This is a genomic window from Mycobacterium sp. 852013-51886_SCH5428379 (assembly GCF_001665575.1).
GTDB lineage: Bacteria > Actinomycetota > Actinomycetes > Mycobacteriales > Mycobacteriaceae > Mycobacterium.
Genome location: NZ_LZSU01000016.1, coordinates 1 through 21336, shown reverse-complemented (window position 1 = coordinate 21336; position 21336 = coordinate 1). Strand labels below are relative to the sequence as shown.

The 21336-nt window shown below is 69.6% G+C and carries 21 protein-coding genes and 1 pseudogene; 13 read left to right on the top strand and 9 right to left on the bottom strand.

The genetic code is table 11. The features are described 5' to 3' along the window. Nucleotides 1-121: 121 nt before the first annotated feature. Complete coding sequence (gene dapD / locus A5757_RS05370) at nt 122-1093, bottom strand: 2,3,4,5-tetrahydropyridine-2,6-dicarboxylate N-succinyltransferase (RefSeq protein WP_197497264.1); 972 nt, start codon at nt 1091-1093, stop codon at nt 122-124. Between dapD and dapE the strand changes: the two genes are divergently transcribed. Together dapE and A5757_RS05360 are read left to right on the top strand one after the other, a co-directional pair. After that, nucleotides 1092-2159 (top strand): succinyl-diaminopimelate desuccinylase, encoded by a 1068-nt coding sequence (dapE, locus tag A5757_RS05365; protein ID WP_066829755.1) that lies wholly within the window; start codon nt 1092-1094, stop codon nt 2157-2159. The two genes, dapD and dapE, sit on opposite strands and share 2 nt — an antisense overlap. Before the next feature lie 126 nt (nt 2160-2285). Further along, entirely contained in the window at nt 2286-3905 is a 1620-nt protein-coding gene (locus A5757_RS05360; RefSeq protein WP_066829774.1) for an ABC-F family ATP-binding cassette domain-containing protein, read from the top strand. On the opposite strand, the gene A5757_RS05355 is transcribed toward A5757_RS05360, so the two are convergent. Beyond that, a complete protein-coding gene (locus A5757_RS05355) occupies nt 3881-4234 on the bottom strand; it encodes an ESX-1 secretion-associated protein (protein ID WP_066829752.1) in 354 nt (117 codons plus the stop codon). The two genes, A5757_RS05360 and A5757_RS05355, sit on opposite strands and share 25 nt — an antisense overlap. 71 nt (nt 4235-4305) lie before the next feature. Then, complete coding sequence (locus A5757_RS05350; RefSeq protein ID WP_066829750.1) at nt 4306-6390, bottom strand: ATP-binding protein; 2085 nt, start codon at nt 6388-6390, stop codon at nt 4306-4308. Between the two features lie 28 nt (nt 6391-6418). On the opposite strand from A5757_RS05350, the gene A5757_RS05345 reads away from it, so the two are divergent. Beyond that, nucleotides 6419-6979: a TIGR00730 family Rossman fold protein gene (locus A5757_RS05345; protein ID WP_156618184.1), complete on the top strand. Its 561-nt coding sequence runs from the start codon at nt 6419-6421 to the stop codon at nt 6977-6979. 52 nt (nt 6980-7031) lie between these two features. After that, the gene (fadD6, locus tag A5757_RS05340; protein ID WP_066829744.1) at nt 7032-8840 is read left to right on the top strand and encodes a long-chain-acyl-CoA synthetase FadD6; all 1809 of its coding nucleotides are present in this window, start codon (nt 7032-7034) and stop codon (nt 8838-8840) included. A gap of 3 nt (nt 8841-8843) precedes the next feature. Here fadD6 and A5757_RS05335 read toward each other — a convergent pair whose 3' ends face one another. Then, on the bottom strand, nt 8844-9914 hold the full coding sequence (locus A5757_RS05335) for an NAD(P)-dependent alcohol dehydrogenase (RefSeq protein ID WP_082929327.1): 1071 nt from the start codon (nt 9912-9914) through the stop codon (nt 8844-8846). A 149-nt stretch (nt 9915-10063) separates the two neighbouring features. Between A5757_RS05335 and folP the strand changes: the two genes are divergently transcribed. The 5 genes from folP to A5757_RS05310 all read left to right on the top strand — a co-directional run bounded on the left by folP (nt 10064) and on the right by A5757_RS05310 (nt 13120). Then, the gene (folP, locus tag A5757_RS05330; protein ID WP_231983893.1) at nt 10064-10888 is read left to right on the top strand and encodes a dihydropteroate synthase; all 825 of its coding nucleotides are present in this window, start codon (nt 10064-10066) and stop codon (nt 10886-10888) included. Then, nucleotides 10885-11856, top strand: coding sequence for a glucosyl-3-phosphoglycerate synthase (locus A5757_RS05325; RefSeq protein WP_066829740.1), 972 nt, complete (start codon nt 10885-10887; stop codon nt 11854-11856). The genes folP and A5757_RS05325 overlap by 4 nt, the downstream gene beginning before the upstream one ends. A gap of 28 nt (nt 11857-11884) precedes the next feature. Beyond that, complete coding sequence (locus tag A5757_RS05320) at nt 11885-12211, top strand: DivIVA domain-containing protein (protein WP_066829737.1); 327 nt, start codon at nt 11885-11887, stop codon at nt 12209-12211. Then, nucleotides 12208-12798, top strand: coding sequence for a DNA-3-methyladenine glycosylase I (locus tag A5757_RS05315; RefSeq protein WP_066829734.1), 591 nt, complete (start codon nt 12208-12210; stop codon nt 12796-12798). Before A5757_RS05320 ends, A5757_RS05315 begins: the two co-directional genes overlap by 4 nt. A 154-nt stretch (nt 12799-12952) precedes the next feature. Then, nucleotides 12953-13120: a DUF3117 domain-containing protein gene (locus tag A5757_RS05310; protein WP_066829768.1), complete on the top strand. Its 168-nt coding sequence runs from the start codon at nt 12953-12955 to the stop codon at nt 13118-13120. A gap of 21 nt (nt 13121-13141) precedes the next feature. On the opposite strand, the gene glgA is transcribed toward A5757_RS05310, so the two are convergent. After that, complete coding sequence (gene glgA, locus A5757_RS05305; RefSeq protein WP_066829732.1) at nt 13142-14305, bottom strand: glycogen synthase; 1164 nt, start codon at nt 14303-14305, stop codon at nt 13142-13144. Nucleotides 14306-14375: 70 nt separating this feature from the next. Between glgA and glgC the strand changes: the two genes are divergently transcribed. Then, nucleotides 14376-15590 (top strand): glucose-1-phosphate adenylyltransferase, encoded by a 1215-nt coding sequence (glgC, locus tag A5757_RS05300; RefSeq protein WP_066829729.1) that lies wholly within the window; start codon nt 14376-14378, stop codon nt 15588-15590. 19 nt (nt 15591-15609) lie between these two features. Here the strand turns inward: glgC and A5757_RS05295 are convergent, their stop codons facing one another. From A5757_RS05295 to A5757_RS05280, 4 genes are all read right to left on the bottom strand, one after another. Further along, the gene (locus A5757_RS05295; protein ID WP_066829726.1) at nt 15610-17172 is read right to left on the bottom strand and encodes an ABC transporter permease; all 1563 of its coding nucleotides are present in this window, start codon (nt 17170-17172) and stop codon (nt 15610-15612) included. Beyond that, a complete protein-coding gene (locus A5757_RS05290) occupies nt 17169-18083 on the bottom strand; it encodes an ABC transporter ATP-binding protein (RefSeq protein WP_066829723.1) in 915 nt (304 codons plus the stop codon). The genes A5757_RS05295 and A5757_RS05290 overlap by 4 nt, the downstream gene beginning before the upstream one ends. Then, nucleotides 18070-18720, bottom strand: coding sequence for a TetR/AcrR family transcriptional regulator (locus A5757_RS05285; RefSeq protein WP_066829716.1), 651 nt, complete (start codon nt 18718-18720; stop codon nt 18070-18072). Before A5757_RS05285 ends, A5757_RS05290 begins: the two co-directional genes overlap by 14 nt. A 116-nt stretch (nt 18721-18836) precedes the next feature. Further along, the gene (locus A5757_RS05280) at nt 18837-19502 is read right to left on the bottom strand and encodes an O-methyltransferase (protein ID WP_066829765.1); all 666 of its coding nucleotides are present in this window, start codon (nt 19500-19502) and stop codon (nt 18837-18839) included. A 179-nt stretch (nt 19503-19681) separates the two neighbouring features. Here A5757_RS05280 and sigE point away from each other — a divergent pair, with 179 nt between their 5' ends. The 3 genes and pseudogenes from sigE to A5757_RS05265 all read left to right on the top strand — a co-directional run. Then, the gene (sigE, locus tag A5757_RS05275; protein ID WP_066829714.1) at nt 19682-20467 is read left to right on the top strand and encodes an RNA polymerase sigma factor SigE; all 786 of its coding nucleotides are present in this window, start codon (nt 19682-19684) and stop codon (nt 20465-20467) included. Between the two features lie 87 nt (nt 20468-20554). After that, nucleotides 20555-20953 carry an anti-sigma E factor RseA gene (rseA, locus tag A5757_RS05270; RefSeq protein WP_066829762.1) on the top strand — a complete coding sequence of 133 codons (399 nt, stop codon included), beginning with the start codon at nt 20555-20557 and terminating at the stop codon, nt 20951-20953. Nucleotides 20954-20963: 10 nt separating this feature from the next. After that, nucleotides 20964-21336, top strand: a pseudogene (locus A5757_RS05265) (serine protease); the annotation flags it as partial.

The following is a 21336-nucleotide window of genomic DNA, read 5'->3' as shown; positions in this document are numbered from 1 at the left end:
GCGGGCGGACTGGTCGATGACAGCGATCAGCGCGGCGTCGTCTCGCCCCGCGAACACCGTATCGAACATAGTTTCGATTGTAGTCGAAACCACCGACACGCCAACGACTTATCCACAGGGGTTAGTTGGCGTGCAGCGCCTCGTTGAGCGTGATACCCGATCCGTCGCGCTTGACGACCTCGACCGCACCCGTCACCGAATTGCGCCGGAACAGTAGGTTGTTCGCACCCGAGAGCTCACGAGCCTTCACCGTCTGCCCGTCCGCGGTCTGAACCTTGGTGCCGGCGGTGACGTACAACCCGGCCTCGACGACGCAGTCGTCGCCCAGGGAGATGCCGACGCCCGCATTGGCACCGAGCAGGCAGCGCTTGCCGATGGAGATGATCTCCTTGCCGCCACCGGACAGCGTGCCCATGATCGACGCGCCGCCACCGACATCCGAACCGTCGTCGACGACGACGCCGGCCGAGATCCGGCCTTCCACCATCGAACTGCCCAGAGTGCCCGCGTTGTAGTTGACGAAGCCTTCGTGCATCACTGTCGTCCCGGCCGCCAGATGCGCGCCGAGTCGCACCCGGTCGGCGTCGGCTACCCGCACCCCGGCCGGGACCACGTAGTCGACCATCCGCGGGAACTTGTCGACACCGAACACCGTGACCGGTCCCCGCCGGCGCAGCCGCGCCCGGGTCAGTTCGAAGTCGGTGACGGCGCAGGGGCCGTGGTTTGTCCACACCACGTTGGCCAGCACCCCGAAAATGCCGTCCATGTTGGCGCCCCGCGGCTGGATCAGCCGGTGGGAGAGCAGGTGCAGCCGCAGGTAGGCGTCGTAGCCGTCGGCGGGTTTGTCCGCCAGAGACGCGATGACGGTGCGGACCGCCACGATGTCGACGTCGCGGTCCTCGTCACGCCCGGTCAGCTCGCCCAGCTCCGCGGGGACTTCGGCGACCGACAGTCGCGCGGTGCCACCCTGGCCGTCACCGCCGAGCTCCGGCTCGGGGTACCAGGTGTCGAGGACGGTTCCGTCGGCGGCGATCGTCGCCAGGCCGATGCCTGAAGCAGAAGTCACGGGTTCACAGACTACCGTTGACGCCATGCCTCTCGACCTGCACGGTGACCCGGTCGAACTGACCGCGGCGCTGGTCGACATCCCCAGCGAATCGCGCCACGAGAAGCGCATCGCCGACGAGGTCGAAGCGGCACTGCGTGAACAGACCGAGGGCTTCGAGGTCATCCGCAACGGGGACGCGGTGCTGGCCCGCACCAACCGCGGCCGGCCCACACGCGTGCTGCTCGCCGGCCACATCGACACCGTGCCCGCCGCCGACAACGTGCCGAGCCGCCGTGACGGTGACGACCTCTACGGCTGCGGTACCTCCGACATGAAATCCGGCGACGCGGTGTTCCTGCACCTGGCCGCCACGATCGCCGACCCCGCCCACGACCTCACGCTGGTGATGTACGACTGCGAGGAGATCGAGGCGACCGCCAACGGCCTCGGACGCATCGAACGTGAACTGCCGGACTGGCTGCAGGCCGACGTCGCCATCCTCGGCGAGCCGTCGGGCGGGTTCATCGAGGCCGGCTGCCAGGGCACCCTGCGCGTCGTGGTCCGGGCGGCCGGGACCCGCGCGCATTCAGCGCGATCATGGTTGGGCGACAACGCAATCCACAAACTTGCAGCGGTGCTCGACCGGCTGAGCGGCTACCACGCCCGTGACATCGACATCGACGGCTGCGTCTACCGCGAAGGGCTGTCGGCGGTCCGGATCGACGGCGGCATCGCAGGCAACGTGATCCCCGACGCGGCGAGCGTGACCGTGAACTTCCGCTTCGCCCCCGACCGCAGCGTCGATCAGGCGCTGGCCCACGTCCACGAGGTGTTCGACGGCCTCGACGTCACCGTGGAGCAGACGGACGCGGCCGCCGGCGCGCTGCCCGGACTCACCCGCCCCGCCGCCGCGGCGCTGGTCGAGGCCGCAGGCGGACAGGTGCGCGCCAAATACGGGTGGACGGACGTCGCGCGGTTCGCCGCGCTCGGCATTCCGGCGGTCAACTACGGACCGGGTGATCCCAACCTGGCCCACCGCGCCGACGAGCGGGTCTCGGTCGAGCAGATCACCGCGGCCACCCGGATGCTGCGCGGCTATTTATCCGCTTGACGGACGCGCTTACCCTGGAAGACATGTGGGGAGACGACGACATCTCCGGGTGACCGGAGCGCGCTGTTCGTCCTGTCGTTTCGCGGTGCCATGTGCCCGCGTCCTCCGCTCGAGGAGTCCCTCACCATGTCTACTTCGTCCATCGTTGCGTCCGCCCTGTCGTTCTCCTGGCCGGACGACACGGTTCTGTTCGACGACCTGTCGTTCACCATCGGACCCGGCCGCACCGGGTTGGTCGCGCCGAACGGGGCTGGGAAATCGACCCTGCTCAAGCTGATCGCCGGTGACCTCAAACCCACGTCGGGCTCGGTCACCGTCGACGGCACCCTCGGCTACCTGCCGCAGCACCTGACCTTCGACGCGGTCCGCACCGTCGCCGACGTATTGGGTATCGCGCCGGTGCTGGCGGCGCTGGACGCGCTCGCCGCCGGCGACGCCGGTGAGGAGGTGTTCACCGCCATCGGAGAGGACTGGGACATCGAGGAGCGGGCCCGCGCGCACCTCGACCGGCTCGGACTCGCCGACGTCGCGCTGGACCGTCCGCTGGGCACGCTGTCCGGCGGCGAGGTCGTGTCGCTCGGGCTGGCGGCGCAGCTCATCGCGGCCCCGGACGTGCTGTTGCTCGACGAGCCCACCAACAACCTCGACGCCGACGCCCGGCACGCCCTGTACGCGGCCCTCGATGGTTTTGCCGGCAGCCTGCTGTTGGTCAGTCACGACCGGATGCTGCTGGACCGGATGGACCGGACCGCCGAGCTGCGCCGCGGCGACATGCTGTTCTTCGGCGGCGGTTTCACCGAATACGAGCATGCGGTGCAGGAGGCGCAGCGGGCCGCCGAGAGCGATGTGCGCAGCGCCGAACAGCAGCTCGACCGCCAGAAGCGCCAACTGCAGCAGGCGAGAGAACGCGCGGCCCGCCGATCCGGTACGGCCGCACGCAATCTCAAGGACGCCGGGCTGCCGAAGATCGTCGCCGGGGCCAGGAAGCGCCGCGCACAGGAGTCCGCCGCGAAAGCCGACGACGTGCACGCCAGACGCGTCGACGTCGCCAAGACGCGCCTCGACGCCGCCGAACGGGCGCTGCGCGACGACGACGCCATCGTCGTCGACCTACCGGACACCCAGGTGCCTGCAGGCCGCGATCTGGTCACCGCCTCCGGCGTGCACTTCGATCACGGTGGACGAGAACTGTTCGCGGACAACGGAATCAACCTCTCCGTCCGTGGCCCGGAACGCGTCGCACTGGCGGGTCCCAACGGGGCGGGCAAGTCGACGCTGCTGCGCATCCTCGCCGGCGAGCTCACCCCGCGCGCCGGTGCCGTCCAGCGCGCCGCCGGCCGGGTGGCCTACCTCTCTCAGCGTCTCGACCTGCTCGACGAGCACCGGTCGGTCGCGGAGAACCTGGCCGCATACGCACCCGGGATGGACCTCACCCGGCGACGACATCTACTGGCGCAGTTCCTGTTCCGCGGCGACCGCATCGACCTTCCCGTGTCCGCGCTCTCCGGAGGGGAGCGGCTGCGTGCCACGCTGGCGTGCGTGCTGGCCGCAGAACCGGCGCCGCAGCTGCTGTTGCTCGATGAGCCGACGAACAATCTCGACCTGGTCAGCGTCGGCCAGTTGGAGTCGGCGCTGAACGCGTACGAGGGCGGATTCGTCGTCGTGAGCCATGATGCGACGTTCCTCGAGCGGATCGGCGTGCAGCGGTGGCTGAGGCTCGATCAGGGTGTGTTGCGGGAGGATTGAGGTGCCGCCTGCGCACTCATCGCCTCGGCGGCCGCCCTGACCTTCGCCGCACCCTCGCGGTCGCCGTCGTCGTACATCTGCGCGGCCTTCCGCAGCAAGCCGGAGATGGTGTTGCCGCTGGTCGCGGTGTTCTGCAGCGATCCGGTGCGCGAACCCAGCACGTCGCTGAGCGCGGACTGGACGGCCGAGGCGATCGGACCGTGCGTGGTCTCCACGCCCGCAGCGGTCGGAGCTCCGCTGACCAGCTGCGACACCCGCGACGCGACATCGGAGTGGGTCTGCGAGAACTGACGCAGGCCGTCGGTCTGTACGTTCAACGGTCCACTCATCGGCGGTCACCTCCCCAGATTCGTCCGCCCCGAAGTCTACGGCCGGGCAGCGGACCACCGCGTCACTGATTTCAGCCGCGCACCGCGTCGGCCTGGCGCATCGCATCGGCCGCCGCGCCGTGCATGCCGATGCCGGCCAGCGCCGCGGCGGCGGCGTCCAAACCGTCCGCGTCGGCGGCCGCGAACGCCTTGGCGTGCCACAGCGCGAGCCGGCCGTATTCACAGTCCAGACCCAACCGCACCATCTGATCGGCCGCCCTGGCGTCGCCGAGACGCACCGCGTCGTGCAGCGCGCGCAGCGCCACCGCGAGCTGACCGCCCCGCTCGGCACTGCGGGCCGCCTCGCGGGCGGCGGCGACCGCACCGTGGCCGTCCTTGCGCGCAGCCATCGTCCACGCCCGGCCTATCCCCAGCTCGGGGGCGAACAGCATCGACTTGAGACCGTGCCGGGATTCGGCGCGCGCCAGCGCTTTACCCGCCTCGACCGTGGCGCCCTGCTGGCCGAGCGCCTGTGCCAGCAGCATCCACGCCAGCGGACCCCACGAGTATCCGGTCGGCGCGAGCGTCGCCGCGGCGTCGCGCAGCAGGGTGACCGCGGCGTCGAGTTCACCGCGGGCGATCAACACGTCGGCGATCAGCACCTCGCCGATCGCCCGGCCCGGCTGCTGCCATTCGGCGAATTCGGTGAGCCGGCGCGCGAGTTCGTGGGCGCGGTCCAGGTCGCCGGCGAACAGGTGCGTGGTGGTCTGCCCGAAGCCGCTGGTGAACCGGAGCAGCCCCGGAGCCTGCGTCGCCAGGGCCTGATCGGCCAACGCGTCCACCTCGACCAGCCGGCCCATCCGCGCGCAGCTCAGGGCGCCCGCCGCGCTGGCCCAGCCGACCGCGGTCTCGTCGGCGTCGGGCGAGGCCAGCACCGCGGTGACGAGTTCCATGGCCTTGGCGGGCATCCCGGCGTTCATCGCGAACGTCGACGACAGCGCGTCGATCGTGATCCGCGCCCCCGAGCCGGCGACCCGGCCGCGCACCGTGCGCAGGAACGCCGTCGCACGCTCGGGTTCGGACAGCATCCAGAACTGGTTCGCGGCCCGCGGCAGCGCCCACGCCATCAGCTCGTCGTCGGACAGGGCGGTCTCGTCGACGTCGGCCAGCACCGCATCGGCCTCCCGCCCGCGGCCCTGCCAGGTCAAGGCATACCCGAGCGCCAGCCGTGACGCCAGGTCACCCGCGCGCTGCAGCGCGACGCGGGCCAGCCGTTCGCTGAGCTGCAGATCGCCCAGCCGCAGCGCCTCCTGCGCCGCGGCGGTGAGATCAGCGGCGGGCAGTTCGTGATCGCTGTCGAGGGCCAGCGCCGCCAGCCGTAACCGCTGCAGCACCCCGGTTGGCCGGCGCGCGGCGAGGACCGCGACGAGTTCGGTACGGAGGCGGCGTATTTCAGGACCACCTGCGATGCCGCGCATGGCGTCGACGAACAGCGGGTGGGCGGCGCGGACGCTGTCACCGACGACGCGGACCGCTTCCGCTGCCACCGCGGCGTCGAGCGCGTCCGAGCCCGCGATCGCGGTGAGCACGCCGGCCTCGAGCGGGTTCTCTACCGCCAGACACTCCAGAGCGCGCCGCGCGTCCGGAGCGAGGTCCGCCACGAACGCCTCGGCCTGGGCCGCCACCCGCGTGTCGTCGTGGCCGGCCGGATCCAGGTCGACCCGCGTCAACAGGTCGTCCAGCCACAGCGAGCTCACCTGATCGGGAGCCGGCGCCCCGGCAGCCACCGCGACAACGAGCCGCGCCGTCCCGTCCAGCGCCAGCTGGTGCAGCAGCGTCGCCGACAACGGATCGAGCTGATGGGCGTCGTCGACCAGGAGCAGCCGGCCGCGCAGCGTCTCGCGCGCCGCGCGCAGGATCGCCGCCGTCTTCCCCGTCGGCGGGATGTCGAGCAGATCGCGGAACGCGCCGAACGGGATGGCGCCCGTCGACGCCGTCGCCGTCACCATGGACGTCACCTGGGCCGCGTCGGCGAGCCGCTCGCCGGCCAGCCGCAACAGCGTCGTCTTGCCCACGCCGGCCGGGCCGATCAGGACCGCGCCGGACCCCTGCGCGACACCGGCCCGGATCGTCTCCAGTGCCGGATCTGTCGGCGCCACCACCCAATCGACAGGCACCGCCGGAGTCTAGGTCTAACTTGTGCGTGTGTCCCGCGATCTCGAACGTCCCTGGGCGGTCTGCGTGTACTGCGCCTCCGGCCCGACCCACCCCGAGCTGACGGATCTGGCCGCCCGCGTCGGCGAGGCGATCGCGGACCGTGGCTGGACCCTGGTCTCCGGCGGCGGGAACGTGTCGGCGATGGGTGCGGTCGCCTCGGCCGCACGGTCGCACGGCGGCCGCACGATCGGCGTCATCCCGAAGGCGCTGGTGCACCGGGAGGTCGCCGACGTCGACGCCGACGAACTCGTCGTCACCGACACCATGCGGGAACGCAAACAGGTGATGGAGGACCGTGCGGATGCGTTCCTGGCCCTGCCCGGCGGCATCGGCACCCTCGAGGAATTCTTCGAAGCCTGGACTGCCGCTGTTTTGGGTATGCATGACAAGCCGGTGGTGATACTCGACCCGATCGGCCATTACGGCGGTCTGCTGGCCTGGTTGCACGGACTGGTCGACAGCGGATATGTCGTCCAGGCCGCGCTGGACCGGTTGATCGTGGTCGAGGACGTGTCCGCAGCGTTGGATGCGTGCGCGCCGCGGCGGTGACGAGGGTCACTAGGGTGTTTCGACAAACGAACAGTGGAGGGAACGAACAGGCATGAGCGACGACAAGTCGGGCACCCGCAGCAGCGTCGGGTTGCTGGACATCGCCAGTCAGGTGCCAGGAATCATCATGGACGCGCCGGTCATCCTGCGCGGAGTGTTCACCGGCTTCCTCGCGAGGCCGTCGGCGAAGACCTCGATCGGCAAGGTCTTCCAGGAACGCGCGGCGCGGCACGCCGACAACATCTTCCTCAAGTTCGAGGATCGCGAGATCACCTACGGCGAGGCCAACGAGACCGTCAACCGCTATGCCGCGGTAATGGCCGCCCGCGGTGTGGGTAAGGGTGACGTCGTCGGCATCATGCTGCGCAACTCACCCGAACCCATCCTGCTGATGCTCGCCGCGGTCAAGTGCGGCGCGATCTCGGGGATGCTCAACTACAACCAGACCGGGGACGTGCTCGCGCACAGCCTCGGACTGCTCGAGGCGACCGTCGTGGTCGCCGACCCGGACTTCGTCGACCCGATCAAGGAGAGCGGCGCCGACACCTCGGCGTTGATCACCCTCGACGAATTCCAGCGCCTCGCGGAGACCGCCCCGTCGAGTAACCCGGCCGCCACCTCGGCCGTCCTCGCGAAGGACAAAGCGTTCTACATCTTCACCTCGGGCACCACCGGCATGCCCAAGGCCAGCGTGATGACCCACTACCGCTGGCTGCGCGCACTCGCCGGCTTCGGCGGCATGGGGATGCGTCTGCGCACCGACGACACCCTGTACTGCTGCCTGCCGCTCTACCACAACAACGCGCTGACGGTCGCGCTGTCCGCGGTCCTCAACTCCGGGGCGACGCTGGCGATCGGCAAGTCGTTCTCGGCGTCGAAGTTCTGGGACGACGTCATTCGCTACGACGCCACGGCGTTCGTCTACATCGGCGAGATCTGCGGGTATCTGCTCAACCAGCCCGAGAAGGACACCGACCGCAAGCACAGGGTGCGCGTCATCGCCGGCAACGGTCTGCGACCGGCGATCTGGGATCAGTTCACCGAGCGTTTCGGCATCGAGCGGGTCTGCGAGTTCTATTCCGCCAGCGAGAGCAACACGGCGTTCGTCAACTTCTTCAACCTGGACAAGACCACCGGCATCTGCCCGACGCCGGTGGCGTTCGTCGAGTACGACGGCGAGACCGGCGACCCGGTCCGCGACGACAAGGGCCGGGTCAAGAAGGTCCGGCACGGTCAGCCGGGTCTGCTGCTGAGCAAGGTGAGCAGCTTCCAGCCGTTCGACGGCTACACCGATGACAAAGAATCCGAGAAGAAGCTGGTCCGCGACGCCTTCAAGGACGGCGACGTGTGGTTCAACACCGGCGATCTGATGCGCGCCCAGGGGTTCTTTCACGCCGCGTTCACCGACCGCCTCGGTGACACCTTCCGGTGGAAGGGCGAGAACGTCGCGACCACCGAGGTCGAGGCCGCCGTGTCCACCGACGAGCAGATCGAGGAAGCCACGGTGTTCGGCGTCGAGGTGCCCCACACCGGTGGGCGGGCCGGCATGGCCGCCATCCAGCTCAAGAAGGGCCGGGAGTTCGACGGCAAGAAATTGGCCGACGCGGTGCACAGCAAGCTGCCCGGCTACGCCGTTCCGCTGTTCGTGCGAGTGGTCGAGGAGCTGGCGCACACCTCGACCTTCAAGAGCCAGAAGGTCGATCTGCGCAAGGAGGGCTACGGCGGCAGCAGCGGTGAGGGCGACGAGGACAACGTCGAGGTGTCCGACCCGATCTACGTGCTGTCCGGTAAGGACGAGGGCTACGTGCCGTTCTACGAGGACTACCTCACCGAGGTCAAGGACGGCAAGAAGCCGAAGTAGACGTCAGTCGTAGACGATCACCGCGCGGCCGAGCACCTCGCCGCGGGCGATCGCCTCGAGGGTGTCGTTGACGTCGTCGAACCGGACCCGAGTGACCGTGTGCTTGATCTGCCCCGCCCGGGCCAGCGCGAGCACCTCGGTGAGGTCGTTGTAGTTGCCCCAGAACGAGCCGAAGTACGTGTACTCGCGGGCCACCAGCGGGAACAGCGGGATGTCGACGCGGTTGCCGATGAGGCCCACCGACGCCACGGCGCCCTCGGCGGCCAGCAGGGCGAACGCCAGCCGGATCGAGTCCTCCGAACCCGCGCAGTCGATCACCGCGTCGAGTTCGCCGCGGCCGGTGAACGCTTCGAGTTCGGCCCGGACGGCGTCGGTGTCCTTACCGCGGACGTTGATGGCGTGGTCCGCGCCGTTGTCCAGGGCGATCTTGAGTTTGTCGTCGGTGCGGGCGAACGCGACGACGTCGGCGCCGCCGCCGAGCAGTTTCGCGTACTGGATGCCGTAGCTGCCGAGCCCGCCGATTCCGTTGACGGCCACCGTCCGGCCGGGACCCAGATGCCCGGCCGCGCGTAACTTCTTCAGGCCGCGGTAGGGGGTCAGGCCGGCATCGGTCAGCGGCGCGAGGGTGTCGGGGGAGAGGTCGCCGTCGCCGGGCATCTTGATCAGGTAGCGGTAGTTGACGGGCAGGTACTCCTGGTAACCGCCGTGCGGACCGAAACCGGCCCACACACCGTGCGCGCACAGTTGCTCGTTGCCCTCGTGGCACTGACGGCAGGCGCCGTCGCCCCAGCTGCCGAAAACCACCACCTGATCGCCCTCCGACAGGCCGGCCGACCGCGGAACGTCGGCGCCGACGTGGTCGATCCAGCCGGCGACCTCATGACCGGGAGTGATCGGATAGTTCATGTCCAGCCCGGTATCGAAATACCCGTCGATCAGCTGCCAGTCGGTCCGGCACATCCCGGCGCCGCCGACCCGGACCAGGACCTCGTCGGGCGCCACGGAGGGGACGTCGATCTCTTCGAGGCGCAGCGGCTGCTTGTACCCGTACATCCGGGCGGCTCGCATCTTCATCACGCGCTTCCTTTCGTATGGTGGATGGCCGACTGCCTCGATCATCGCGGGAATCCGCGCTGCAACAGGTCGAATTCACACGTCCGTAGCCTGGGGGTGTGCAGTCCACCTTCTGCGGACGCCCCGTCGCCGGCGACCGAGCGCTGATCATGGCGATCGTGAACCGGACGCCGGACTCGTTCTACGACCGCGGGGCGTCCTTCACCGACGAGGCCGCCAAGGAGACCGCCCACCGCGTCGTCGAGGAGGGCGCGGACGTCGTCGACGTCGGCGGGGTCAAGGCGGGCCCGGGGCAGACCGTGGACGCCGACGAGGAGATCGCCCGCGTGGTCCCGTTCGTCGAGTGGCTGCGGGCCACCTTCCCCGACGTCGTGATCAGCGTGGACACCTGGCGCGCGACGGTCGCCAAACAGGCCTGCGCAGCCGGCGCCGACCTGATCAACGACACCTGGGGCGGCGTGGACCCCGGCCTGGTCGACGTGGCCGCGGAGTTCGGCGCGGGCCTGGTCTGCTCACACACCGGCGGCGCGGTGCCGCGGACCCGGCCGTTCCGCGTGCACTACGGCATCACCGAGCGCGGGGTGGTCGACGACGTCATCGCGGAGGTGACGTCGGCCGCGCAGCGCGCGGCGGCGGCGGGTGTCGCCCGCGACCGGATCCTGATCGATCCGACCCACGATTTCGGCAAGAACACCCATCACGGCCTCAGTTTGTTGCGGCACGTGGAAGACCTTGTTAACACTGGATGGCCCGTCCTGATGGCCCTGAGTAACAAGGATTTCGTCGGGGAGACTCTGGGTGTGGGACTGACCGAACGGCTCGAGGGCACGCTCGCCGCCACCGCACTCTCCGCGGCGGCCGGGGCGGCGATGTTCCGGGTCCACGAGGTCGGACCCACTCGACGCGTGCTGGAGATGGTCGCGTCGATACAGGGCACGCGTCCGCCGACGCGCACGGTGAGGGGACTGGCATGACCGCATTTCCGGAACTGATCTCGGATCTGACCACTGAACTCCGCGCCGCGGACGCCATCGCGCAGCACCCCTGGTTCGAGACCAACAGCTGGAACCGGCCCACCTGGACGATCGCCGAACTCGAGGCCGCCAAGGCCGGCCGCACCGTCTCTGTCGTGCTGCCCGCGCTCAACGAAGAGGAGACCGTCGCCGGGGTGGTCGAGACCATCACGCCGCTGCTCGGCGGATTGGTCGACGAACTCGTCGTGCTGGACTCCGGATCCACCGATGACACCGCGATCCGCGCCGTCGCCGCGGGCGCCCGCGTGATCAGCCGCGAGGCGGCGCTGCCGGAGGTCAACCCGCAGCCTGGCAAAGGTGAGGTGCTGTGGCGTTCGCTGGCCGCCACCACCGGGGACCTCATCGTCTTCGTCGACTCCGATCTGCTCGACCCTGACCCGATGTTCGTCCCGAACCTGCTCGGGCCGCTGCTGGTGACGCCGGGGGTGCACCTGGTGAAGGGCTTCTACCGCAGGCCGCTCATGGTGAGCGGACGCGAGGACGCCAACGGCGGGGGCCGAGTCACCGAACTGGTCGCCCGCCCGCTGCTGGCCTCGTTGCGCCCCGAGTTGACCTGCCTGCTGCAGCCGCTGGGCGGCGAGTACGCGGGTACCCGGGAGCTGTTGACGGCAGTGCCGTTCGCGCCGGGCTACGGCGTGGAGATCGGACTGCTGGTCGACGCCTACGACCGGGTCGGGCTGGACGGCATCGCCCAGGTCAACCTCGGCGTGCGCACGCACCGCAACCGGCCGCTGACGGAGTTGGCGGCGATGAGCCGACAGGTCATCGCCACGCTGATGTCGCGCTGCGGCATCCCGGACTCCGGGGTGGGGCTGACCCAGTTCTTCGCCGACGGTGACGGCTTCTCGCCGCGCGCGTCGGGCGTCTCGCTGGAGGACCGTCCGCCGATGGTCAGCCTGCGGCCGTAGCGAGGAGCGGTCGGGCAAGATCGACGTTGTGACGTTGATACTGCTCTATCTGGTGGTCCTGGTGCTGGTCGCCACGGTGCTGTTCGGGATCGGCAGCGTGCTCTTCGGCCGCGGTGAATCGCTGCCTCCGCTGCCCCGTGCCACCACCGCCACCGTGCTGCCCGCCTCGGGTGTCACCGGCGCCGACGTGGGCGCGCTGAAGTTCACCCAGACGCTGCGCGGTTACAAGGCCGCCGAGGTGGACTGGGTGCTCGACCGGCTGGGCCAGGAGATCGATGCGCTGCGCGGTGAACTCGACGCCGTCCGGGCGGCGCAGACGCGGGCCGACGAGCTGGCCGACGAGCCGTCACCATGACCGATCCGGTGCCCGACGACGGCCGGGCCCGGTGCGGCTGGCTGGACGGCTCCCGGCTGTCAGCCGCGGATTTCACGCTCTACCGCGACTACCACGACTATGAGTGGGGGCAGCCGGTCCGCGATACGGCGCCTCTGTTCGAGCGGATCAGCCTCGAGGCGTTCCAGAGCGGGCTGTCCTGGCTCATCATCCTGCGGAAACGGGAGAACTTCCGGCGCGCATTCGACGGTTTCGACGTCGACCGCGTGGCCGGTTACACCACCCATGACGTCGAACGGCTGATGGCCGACGTGGGCATCGTGCGCAACCGCGCCAAGATCGAGGCCACGATCGCCAACGCCCGTGCCGTCGCCGCACTGGACGTGGATCTCGGCGAACTCCTGTGGTCGTTCGCGCCGCCGCCCAGGCCGCGTCCCGCCGCACTCTCCGAGGTGCCCGCGGTGACGCCCGAGTCCACCGCGATGGCCAAGGAGCTCAAGCGCCGGGGCTTCCGCTTCGTCGGCCCGACGACGGCCTACGCGCTGATGCAGGCGACCGGAATGGTCGACGATCACGTCGTCGCCTGCTGGGTTCCACCGGTGCGCTGAGCGCCCGGACACGTCGCTGCACAGGGTCTTGGCACACGCCGAGGCCCGGATAGGGAAGAATAGAGGAGTTGGCGCCGAGACACGTCCAAGAGGTGGCGGGTCCGGCTCGATCGTTCCGTCTGGTGGCGGTCGGCTCATGTGGAGGGAGCTCTCGATGGCGGCGATGAAGCCCCGGACCGGTGACGGTCCTTTGGAAGCAACCAAGGAGGGGCGCGGCATCGTGATGCGGGTACCGCTCGAAGGTGGCGGGCGGCTGGTCGTCGAACTGACTCCCGACGAGGCTTCGGCGCTCGGCGACGAACTGAAGAACGTCACCAGCTAGCGCACAGCCGCGACGCGGAGCCTAGGCCGAAACTCTGTTGTAGATCTCCACGGTCTGCTCGGCGATGTGCGCCCAGGAGAACTCCGCGATACACCGCTCCCGGCCGGCCGCGCCGTACTGGCGTGCCCGGTCGGGATCGGCGATCAGCGAGTTGACGGCGTCGGCGAGGCGGATCTCGAAGAAGACCGCGTCGTTGGGGTCGTAGTGGACCAGTAGGCCCGTCTGGCGGTCGGCGACGACCTCCGGGATGCCGCCGACGTCGGAGGCCACCACCGCCGTCCCGCAGGCCATCGCCTCCAGGTTCACGATGCCCAGCGGCTCGTACACCGACGGGCATACGAACACCGTTGCCGCGGAGAGGATCTCCCGGATCTTGCCGATCGGCAGCATCTCGCGGACCCAGAACACGCCGCTGCGGGCACGGGCCAGCCCCTGTACTGCGGTCGTCACCTCGGCGGCGATCTCCGGGGTGTCCGGCGCGCCGGCGCACAGCACCAGCTGCACGTCGGGGGCGAAGCGGTGCGCCGCCGCAACGAGGTGGGCCACCCCCTTCTGCCGGGTGATGCGGCCGACGAACGCCACGATCGGCCGCGTCGGATCGACTCCGAGTTCGGCCAGCACCGACTCCCCGGCCTGCGGTTCGACCGGATGCCACACGTCGGTGTCGATGCCGTTGCGCACCACGTGCACCCGGCCCGGGTCCAGCGCCGGATAGGTCTTCAGGACGTCGTCGCGCATCCCGGAGCTGACGGCGATCACCGCGTCGGCGGCCTCGACGGCCGTCTTCTCCACCCAGGACGACACCCGGTAGCCGCCGCCGAGCTGTTCGGCCTTCCACGGCCGCATCGGCTCCAGCGAGTGTGCGGTCAGCACGTGCGGGATGCCGTACAGCAGCGCCGACAGGTGACCCGCCATCCCGGCGTACCACGTGTGGCTGTGCACGACCGTCGCACCGACTGCGGCGTTGACCATGTTCAGATCCGTCGACAGGGTGGCCAGGGCGGCGTTGGCGCCCTTGAGCGCCGGGTCCGGCTGGGCGACGAACGCGCCGGGACGCGGCGCCCCCATGCAGTGCACGTCGACCTCGACGAGACGGCGCAATTCGCGGACGAGTTCGGTGACGTGGACACCGGCCCCGCCGTACACCTCGGGTGGATATTCCCGCGTCATCATCGCCACCCTCATAACCACGACCGTAGTGTGCGTATCAGGCAACGGCTAGCCGCAGTCAGTACCGACGAATAGGGTTGGGGTCATGAGGGAACTGCCACACGTGCTGGGCATCGTCCTGGCCGGCGGAGAGGGCAAACGGCTGTATCCGCTCACGGCCGACCGAGCCAAGCCCGCCGTTCCCTTCGGAGGGGCCTACCGGCTCATCGACTTCGTGCTGTCGAATCTGGTCAACGCCCGGTATCTGCGCATCTGCGTTCTGACGCAATACAAGTCGCACTCGCTGGACCGGCACATCTCGCAGACCTGGCGGCTGAGCGGCCTGGCCGGTGAATACATCACGCCCGTGCCGGCACAGCAACGCCTCGGGCCGCGTTGGTACACCGGTTCGGCCGACGCGATCTACCAGTCGCTGAACCTCATCTACGACGAGGACCCCGACTACATCGTGGTGTTCGGCGCCGACCACGTGTACCGCATGGACCCCGAGCAGATGCTGCAGTTCCACATCGAGAGCGGGGCGGGGGCGACGGTCGCCGGGATCCGCGTGCCGCGCTCGGAGGCCACCGCATTCGGCTGCATCGACGCCGACGAGTCCGGCCGCATCAAGAGCTTCATCGAGAAACCCGCCGATCCGCCGGGCACGCCCGACGACCCCGAGCAGACGTTCGCGTCGATGGGCAACTACATCTTCACCACCAAGGTCCTCATCGACGCGATCCGCGCCGACGCCGACGACGACCACTCCGACCACGACATGGGCGGCGACATCATCCCGCGGCTGGTCGCCGACGGGATGGCCGCGGTCTACGACTTCAGCGACAACGAGGTCCCCGGCGCCACGGAGCGCGACCACGGCTATTGGCGCGACGTCGGGACGCTCGACGCGTTCTACGACGCGCACATGGATCTGGTCTCGGTGCACCCGATCTTCAACCTGTACAACAAGCGCTGGCCGATCCGCGGCGAGTCCGACAACCTCGCGCCGGCCAAGTTCGTCAACGGCGGCTCCGCCCAGGAGTCGGTGGTCGGCGCGGGCAGCATCATCTCGGCGTCCTCGGTCCGCAATTCGGTGCTTTCGTCCAACGTCGTCGTCGACGACGGCGCGATCGTCGAGGGCAGCGTGATCATGCCCGGCGCGCGGATCGGGCGCGGCGCGGTGGTGCGCCACGCGATCCTCGACAAGAACGTGGTCGTCGGCCCCGGCGAGATGGTCGGTGTCGACCTCGAGAAGGACCGCGAACGCTTCTCGGTCAGCGCAGGCGGCGTGGTCGCCGTCGGCAAGGGCATCTGGATCTAGGGGATCTGGCGCATCCGCTTCACGCCGCGTCGCGGCGCCGGTAGAGCAGGCCCGCCGACAGGGTGAGCACCGCCGCGACGAGGATCATGACGGTGAGCGCGGCGACCGGATAATCGCTGGGCGCCGTCGTCTGACCGATCGGTGACACGTCGAGCAGCCACTGCGGAAGTCGAAGCAGCGCACCGAGATACAGCGAGACGACGACGAAGGCGACCGCCGCCCACGCCGGCCAGGTGCGGCGCAGCGCGAACGCCAGCGCCGCCACCCCGGCCATCGCGGCCATCGCCGGGACGAACGCCACCCCGGCGAGCGTCAACCGTACGACCGTGGCCGGTTCGCCGAGCGTGAGCCCCGCGCCGAGGCCGTTGCCGAACCCGGCTGCGACCATCAGCACCGTGGCGCCTAACAGCGCCGCGGCCACCGCGGACAACAGCCACCGCCAGCGCGACACCGCACCGGCCAGTACCGTCTCGGCGCGGCCGGACTCCTCCTCGGTGTGCATCCGCAGCACCGCGGTGACGACGTACGCGCTGCAGGCCGCACCGAGGAACTGCGTCATCGTCGTGTACACGCCGTCGGTCCCCTGCGCGTCGAGCACGCGTGCCAGCAGTTCATTGGTCTGCGCGGCGTCCTGCAGCGATTTCGTCATCGAACCGAACGCGAGCCCGGCGAGGAACAGTCCGGCGCCCCACGCAACCGTCAGCCCGCGCACCAGCGTCAGGTGCAGACCGAATACGCCGCGGATCGCCGGCGCACCGGGCCGGTCGCCGGTGGCGGGGATCGTCCCGCCGTCGTACTGCCTGCGCTGCTCGAGCACCGCGGCCAGCACGATCAGCACGGCGGTCAGCGCCACCAGTAGTGCCAGCGGCCACCACCGCAGCGCGACGAACGACCGCATCTGCTGTGCCCAGGCGATGGGGGAGACCCAGCTCAGCGCGCTGCCGGAGTGGTCGATCACGTCTCCGACGCCGCGCACCAGCACCGCGGCCGCGAGTACGGCCAGCGCCGCCCCGGTGGCGGTGCGGGACTGCCGCCACAGCTGCGCCGACACGGCCGCGACCGCGCCGAAGAGCATCGCCACCGCAGTCACCCCGAGGCACATGGCGGCGGTGTCGACCACGTCGAAGCCGGCGGTGGCCATCGCAACGGTCATGGTGATCGTCAGTATCGCGTTGACACCGCCGACGAGGAGGAGCGCCGCCGTCGTACGGGCGTGGCGACCGACGACCGAGGACAGCACGAGTTCGGCGGCGCCGCTCTCCTCCTCGGCGCGGGTGTGGCGGATGACGGTGAGGATGGCCAGGATCGAGGCGGCCACGATGAGCGTCAGCATCATCTCGTTGGCCATCATCGCGCCGAGGTCGGTCTCGTTGCCGCCGAACATCGGCCCGCCCATGATGATGCCCGCGGGGGTCTTGAGCAGCTGGACGCGAGAGAGCCGCGAGGCCTCGTCGGGGTAGGCGAGGCGTAACGCGTTGGGCGCGTAGGCCATCAGCAGGGTCAGCGCGGCGATCCACACCGTCAGCCGGACACGATCGCGACGCACGGCGAGCCGCAGCAGGGCGCCCACCCCGGTGGTCATGACCGGGTATCCGAATACTCGCGCAGGAACATGTCTTCCAGTGAGGCCGGGGTGACGGTGAGTTCCTCGATCCCCAGGCTCGTCAGCCGCGCCATCGCCGCGTCGAGATCGGTGCGGTTCACCGAGAACCGGGTCAGCCCGTCGGACGTGCTGAGGTCGTGGGTGAACGGTTCGGCGTGCAGCGCCCGGGCATCGGTGCGGGTGCGCACCGTCACGGTCGTGCGCATCAGATGCCGCAGCTCGTCAAGGGGGCCCGCCCGGACGGTGCGGCCCGCACGGATGATCGTCACGCTGTCACAGAGCTTCTCGACCTCGGCCAGGATGTGACTGGACAGCAGCACTGCCGCGCCGTTGCGGGCCACCTCCGCGACGCACTCCTGAAAAGCCTTCTCCATCAAGGGGTCCAGGCCGGATGTGGGCTCGTCGAGGATGTAGAGCCGGGCGGCCGTACTGAACGCGGCGACGAGGGCGACCTTCTGGCGGTTGCCCTTCGAATAGGTGCGCGCCTTCTTGTGCGGGTCGAGTTCGAAGCGGTCGATCAGCTCGTCGCGGCGACGGGTGTTCACGACGCCGTCGCCGCGCAGACCGGCCAGGAAGTCGATCGCCTGCAGGCCGGTCAGATTCGGCCACAGCGTGACGTCACCCGGCACGTAGGCGATGTCTCGGTGCAGGTCCACCGCGTCGCGCCAAGGATCGCCGCCGAGCAGGCGCACCGAGCCGGAGTCCGCGCGCAGCAGGCCGAGCAGCACCCGGATGGCGGTGGACTTGCCCGCGCCGTTGGGGCCGAGGAAGCCACTGACACTGCCGGGCCACACGGTCAGGTCGAGGCCGTCGAGTGCTCTGGTGCGTCCAAAAGTCTTCACCAGCCCGCGGATCTCGACCGCGGGGCCACCGCTGTCATGGTCGGTCATCGCCGTCTCCCTTCTTCTCCCGCTGTGCACGAAAAGCGTCGTACATGGTCGAATCGGCCATCAGACCGTTGGTGTAGAGCTCGAGCGCGGGCACCACCATGTCCTCGGTGTAGTCGTGCAGCACCCCGCGCAGATCGCCGGGTGTCTCGTGCAGCTGCAGATAGAGCAGGAACGAGCCGCCGTTGGCCATCGTGAGAAAGCGGGCCCTGGCCCGCGGATCGGCGCTCGGCTTGACGGTGCCAGCCCGCACGCCCTCGTCGAGATACTGCTCGGCGTTGTCGATCATCCTGCGCCACAACGTCTTCGCCAAACCGCTACCCGACTGCATGCTGCGTACCAGGTACGCCATGATCGGGGCATACGACTCGATCTCGGCCATCTGTGCCAACCACGTCGCGGGGTCGTTGCTCTGGATCGTCGCGGACTTGCCGCTGCGGATCTCCTCGGCGATGTGTTCGTCACAGACCGTGCGCAGGTTCTCCTTCGATCCGAAGTGGTGGATCACCAGTGCGGGGCTCACACCCGCGGCTTGGGCGATGGTGCGGACCCCGACGTCGAAACCGTGCTCGCCGAACGCCGCGATGGCCGCATCGCGGATGCGGGCAACGGTGGTTCGATCGTCGGGCGCTGAACGCATGTTCAATAGGCTAAACGCGCGTTCAGTCACGCGTCAAGAGTCGTGCGCGAAACAGCGTTCCGGGTTGCCAAGACGCCCGGTTGACGACCGGGAATGCTGTTTCGCGAGAAATGGGGTCAGTCGCGCGCGGCAGCGAGCAGACCGTCGCCGAGCGGCACCAGCACCGGCGTGAGGCGCTCGTCCTCGGCGATCAGGCGGGCGGCCTCGCGGACCGCACCCACCTCGGCATCGTTGGCGCTCGCATCGCCGGCCCGCCCGCCGAGGGCCGCCCGGTGCACGACGATCGCCCCGCCCGGACGCAGCAGCCGTACGCCCTCGACGACGAACTGTGGCTGGTCGACCGGGTCGGCGTCGACGAACACCAGATCGTAGGAATCGTCGGCGAGCCGGGTGAGCACCTCCTGGGCGCGGCCGCTGATCAGCCGGGTGCGTCCGGGGCCGATACCGGCTTCGGCGAAGGCTTGCCGGGCGATGCGCTGATGTTCGGGTTCGACGTCGATCGTCGTCAGCACCCCGTCCTCGCGCATCCCCGAGAGCAGCCACAGCCCGCTGACCCCGGCCCCGGTGCCGACCTCGACGACTGCCTTCGCGGCGGTCAGCCGTGCCAGCACGCTGAGCAGCGCGCCGACCGCCGGAGTGACCGCGCCGGCGCCGATGTCGACCGCCCGATCCCGCGCCGCGGCGACGATGCCGTCCTCGGAGATGGACTGCTCGGCGTGTGCGACGATCGCCTCCGCGCGGCTGGGTCGCGGTTCGCCCGCGGGATCGTCGGTGCTGGCCATGCCCGAACTGTATTCCCCCGGCCGCGAGCGCCGCGCCTGCGACACGCCCGCGCCGCAACGTGTGATCTCCGTCCAATTTCGCGGGTTTCCGCAGGTGAGCGGGCGGGTAAAAGGCATTCTCAGGGAACGTTCATAGCTCTCATACTCCACCCACACCACGATCAGGAACGGTGGCTCGCATGGAACACGGCAGATGGCGTCGGGGCAGGAATAACGACGTCGCCGTACGCGTTGCCGAATACGACGCTATGCAGAAGGACCTTGTCAGCCGCGACATGGAGGATCCGACGATCACCAATTCCGGGGCGGCCCCGACCGCCCCAGCCGCTCCCGTCTCGATGGCGCATCTCGAGCAGTTCAGTGATTCGGACTGGGTCGAGCCCTCCGACGAGCTCACCGGTACCGCAGTGTTCGACGCGACCGGCGACAAGACGACGATGCCGTCGTGGGACGAACTGGTCCGTCAGCACGCCGACCGGGTGTACCGCCTGGCCTACCGGCTCTCGGGCAACCAGCACGACGCCGAGGACCTCACGCAGGAGACCTTCATCCGGGTGTTCCGCTCGGTGCAGAACTACCAGCCGGGCACCTTCGAGGGCTGGCTGCACCGCATCACCACGAACCTGTTCCTGGACATGGTCCGGCGCCGCGGCCGCATCCGCATGGAGGCGCTGCCGGAGGACTACGACCGGGTGCCCGCCGACGACCCGAACCCCGAGCAGATCTACCACGATTCCCGCCTCGGTCCGGATCTGCAGGCTGCCCTGGACTCCCTGCCGCCGGAGTTCCGCGCCGCCGTCGTCCTGTGCGACATCGAAGGTCTGTCCTACGAGGAGATCGGCGCCACGCTGGGCGTGAAGCTCGGCACCGTCCGTAGCCGCATCCACCGCGGCAGGCAGGCGCTGCGCGACCACCTGGCCAAGCACTCGGCCGACGCCGCGGCATCGCACATTCGGCTGGCCTGACCATCACGGGTGTCCGTCGGGCACTACCGCGCTACATTCATAGTGGGTGACGCATTGAGAAACGCAGGACCGAGGGGAGCGCAGGTGATGGTCGATCCGGGGCATGTGTTCCGTCGAGCGTTCTCCTGGCTGCCCGCCCAGTTCGCGTCCCAGAGCGACGCCCCCGTCGGCGCCCCGCGTCAGTTCGGGTCCACCGAACATCTCTCGACCGAAGCCATGGCCGCGTTCGTCGACGGTGAGTTGCGCATGAACGCGCACATGCGCGCCGCACACCACCTGTCGCTGTGCGCCCAGTGCGCCACCGAGGTGGACGCCCAGAGCAAGGCCAGGGCCGCGTTGCGGGACTCCCGGCCGATTGCGATCCCCACGTCGTTGCTCGACATGTTGTCGCAGATCCCGCAGCACATGCAGCACCCCGCCGACGACGGCTCGAGTCAGCCCAAGTTTGCTGAGGACCCCGCGCGGGACCGCCGCAAGCGCCGGTAGGCTGGATCGGGTGACCAACCAGGACCAGTCCGGCGCGAGCAACCGCATGGCTCCCCGCCCCGTCGACCGACCGCCGGTGGATCCGTCGGCGCAACGCGCGTTCGGCAGGCCCAGCGGTGTCACCGGTTCGTTCACCGGGGTGGAGAAGGACCGTGGGCACGCCGAGTTCCGGCCGACCCCCAGGGCCAGCGACCCCGTGCTCGCCGAGGCGTTCGGCCGCCCCCAACCCCGCGCCGAGTCCCTGCAGCGCCATCCCGCCGACGCCGGGGCACTCGATGCGGCCCGGCACGCGGACAGCGGCGCATTCGCCCCCGATCCGTGGCGCGATCCCGGCGCCCCCGCATCCCTGGGCACCCCGGCGATGCCTGTCTCTTATACACATC

Bases quoted from the DNA above. Each gene is read 5' to 3' on its own strand.
- dapE (WP_066829755.1), top strand. From the start codon at position 1,092: ATGCCTCTCGACCTGCACGGTGACCCGGTCGAACTGACCGCGGCGCTG.
- dapD (WP_197497264.1), bottom strand. From the start codon at position 1,093: ATGGCGTCAACGGTAGTCTGTGAACCCGTGACTTCTGCTTCAGGCATC.
- A5757_RS05360 (WP_066829774.1), top strand. From the start codon at position 2,286: ATGTCTACTTCGTCCATCGTTGCGTCCGCCCTGTCGTTCTCCTGGCCG.
- A5757_RS05355 (WP_066829752.1), bottom strand. From the start codon at position 4,234: ATGAGTGGACCGTTGAACGTACAGACCGACGGCCTGCGTCAGTTCTCG.
- fadD6 (WP_066829744.1), top strand. From the start codon at position 7,032: ATGAGCGACGACAAGTCGGGCACCCGCAGCAGCGTCGGGTTGCTGGAC.
- A5757_RS05335 (WP_082929327.1), bottom strand. From the start codon at position 9,914: ATGAAGATGCGAGCCGCCCGGATGTACGGGTACAAGCAGCCGCTGCGC.
- folP (WP_231983893.1), top strand. From the start codon at position 10,064: ATGGCGATCGTGAACCGGACGCCGGACTCGTTCTACGACCGCGGGGCG.
- A5757_RS05325 (WP_066829740.1), top strand. From the start codon at position 10,885: ATGACCGCATTTCCGGAACTGATCTCGGATCTGACCACTGAACTCCGC.
- A5757_RS05315 (WP_066829734.1), top strand. From the start codon at position 12,208: ATGACCGATCCGGTGCCCGACGACGGCCGGGCCCGGTGCGGCTGGCTG.
- A5757_RS05310 (WP_066829768.1), top strand. From the start codon at position 12,953: ATGGCGGCGATGAAGCCCCGGACCGGTGACGGTCCTTTGGAAGCAACC.
- glgA (WP_066829732.1), bottom strand. From the start codon at position 14,305: ATGAGGGTGGCGATGATGACGCGGGAATATCCACCCGAGGTGTACGGC.
- glgC (WP_066829729.1), top strand. From the start codon at position 14,376: ATGAGGGAACTGCCACACGTGCTGGGCATCGTCCTGGCCGGCGGAGAG.
- A5757_RS05295 (WP_066829726.1), bottom strand. From the start codon at position 17,172: ATGACCACCGGGGTGGGCGCCCTGCTGCGGCTCGCCGTGCGTCGCGAT.
- A5757_RS05290 (WP_066829723.1), bottom strand. From the start codon at position 18,083: ATGACCGACCATGACAGCGGTGGCCCCGCGGTCGAGATCCGCGGGCTG.
- A5757_RS05285 (WP_066829716.1), bottom strand. From the start codon at position 18,720: ATGCGTTCAGCGCCCGACGATCGAACCACCGTTGCCCGCATCCGCGAT.
- A5757_RS05280 (WP_066829765.1), bottom strand. From the start codon at position 19,502: ATGGCCAGCACCGACGATCCCGCGGGCGAACCGCGACCCAGCCGCGCG.
- sigE (WP_066829714.1), top strand. From the start codon at position 19,682: ATGGAACACGGCAGATGGCGTCGGGGCAGGAATAACGACGTCGCCGTA.
- rseA (WP_066829762.1), top strand. From the start codon at position 20,555: ATGGTCGATCCGGGGCATGTGTTCCGTCGAGCGTTCTCCTGGCTGCCC.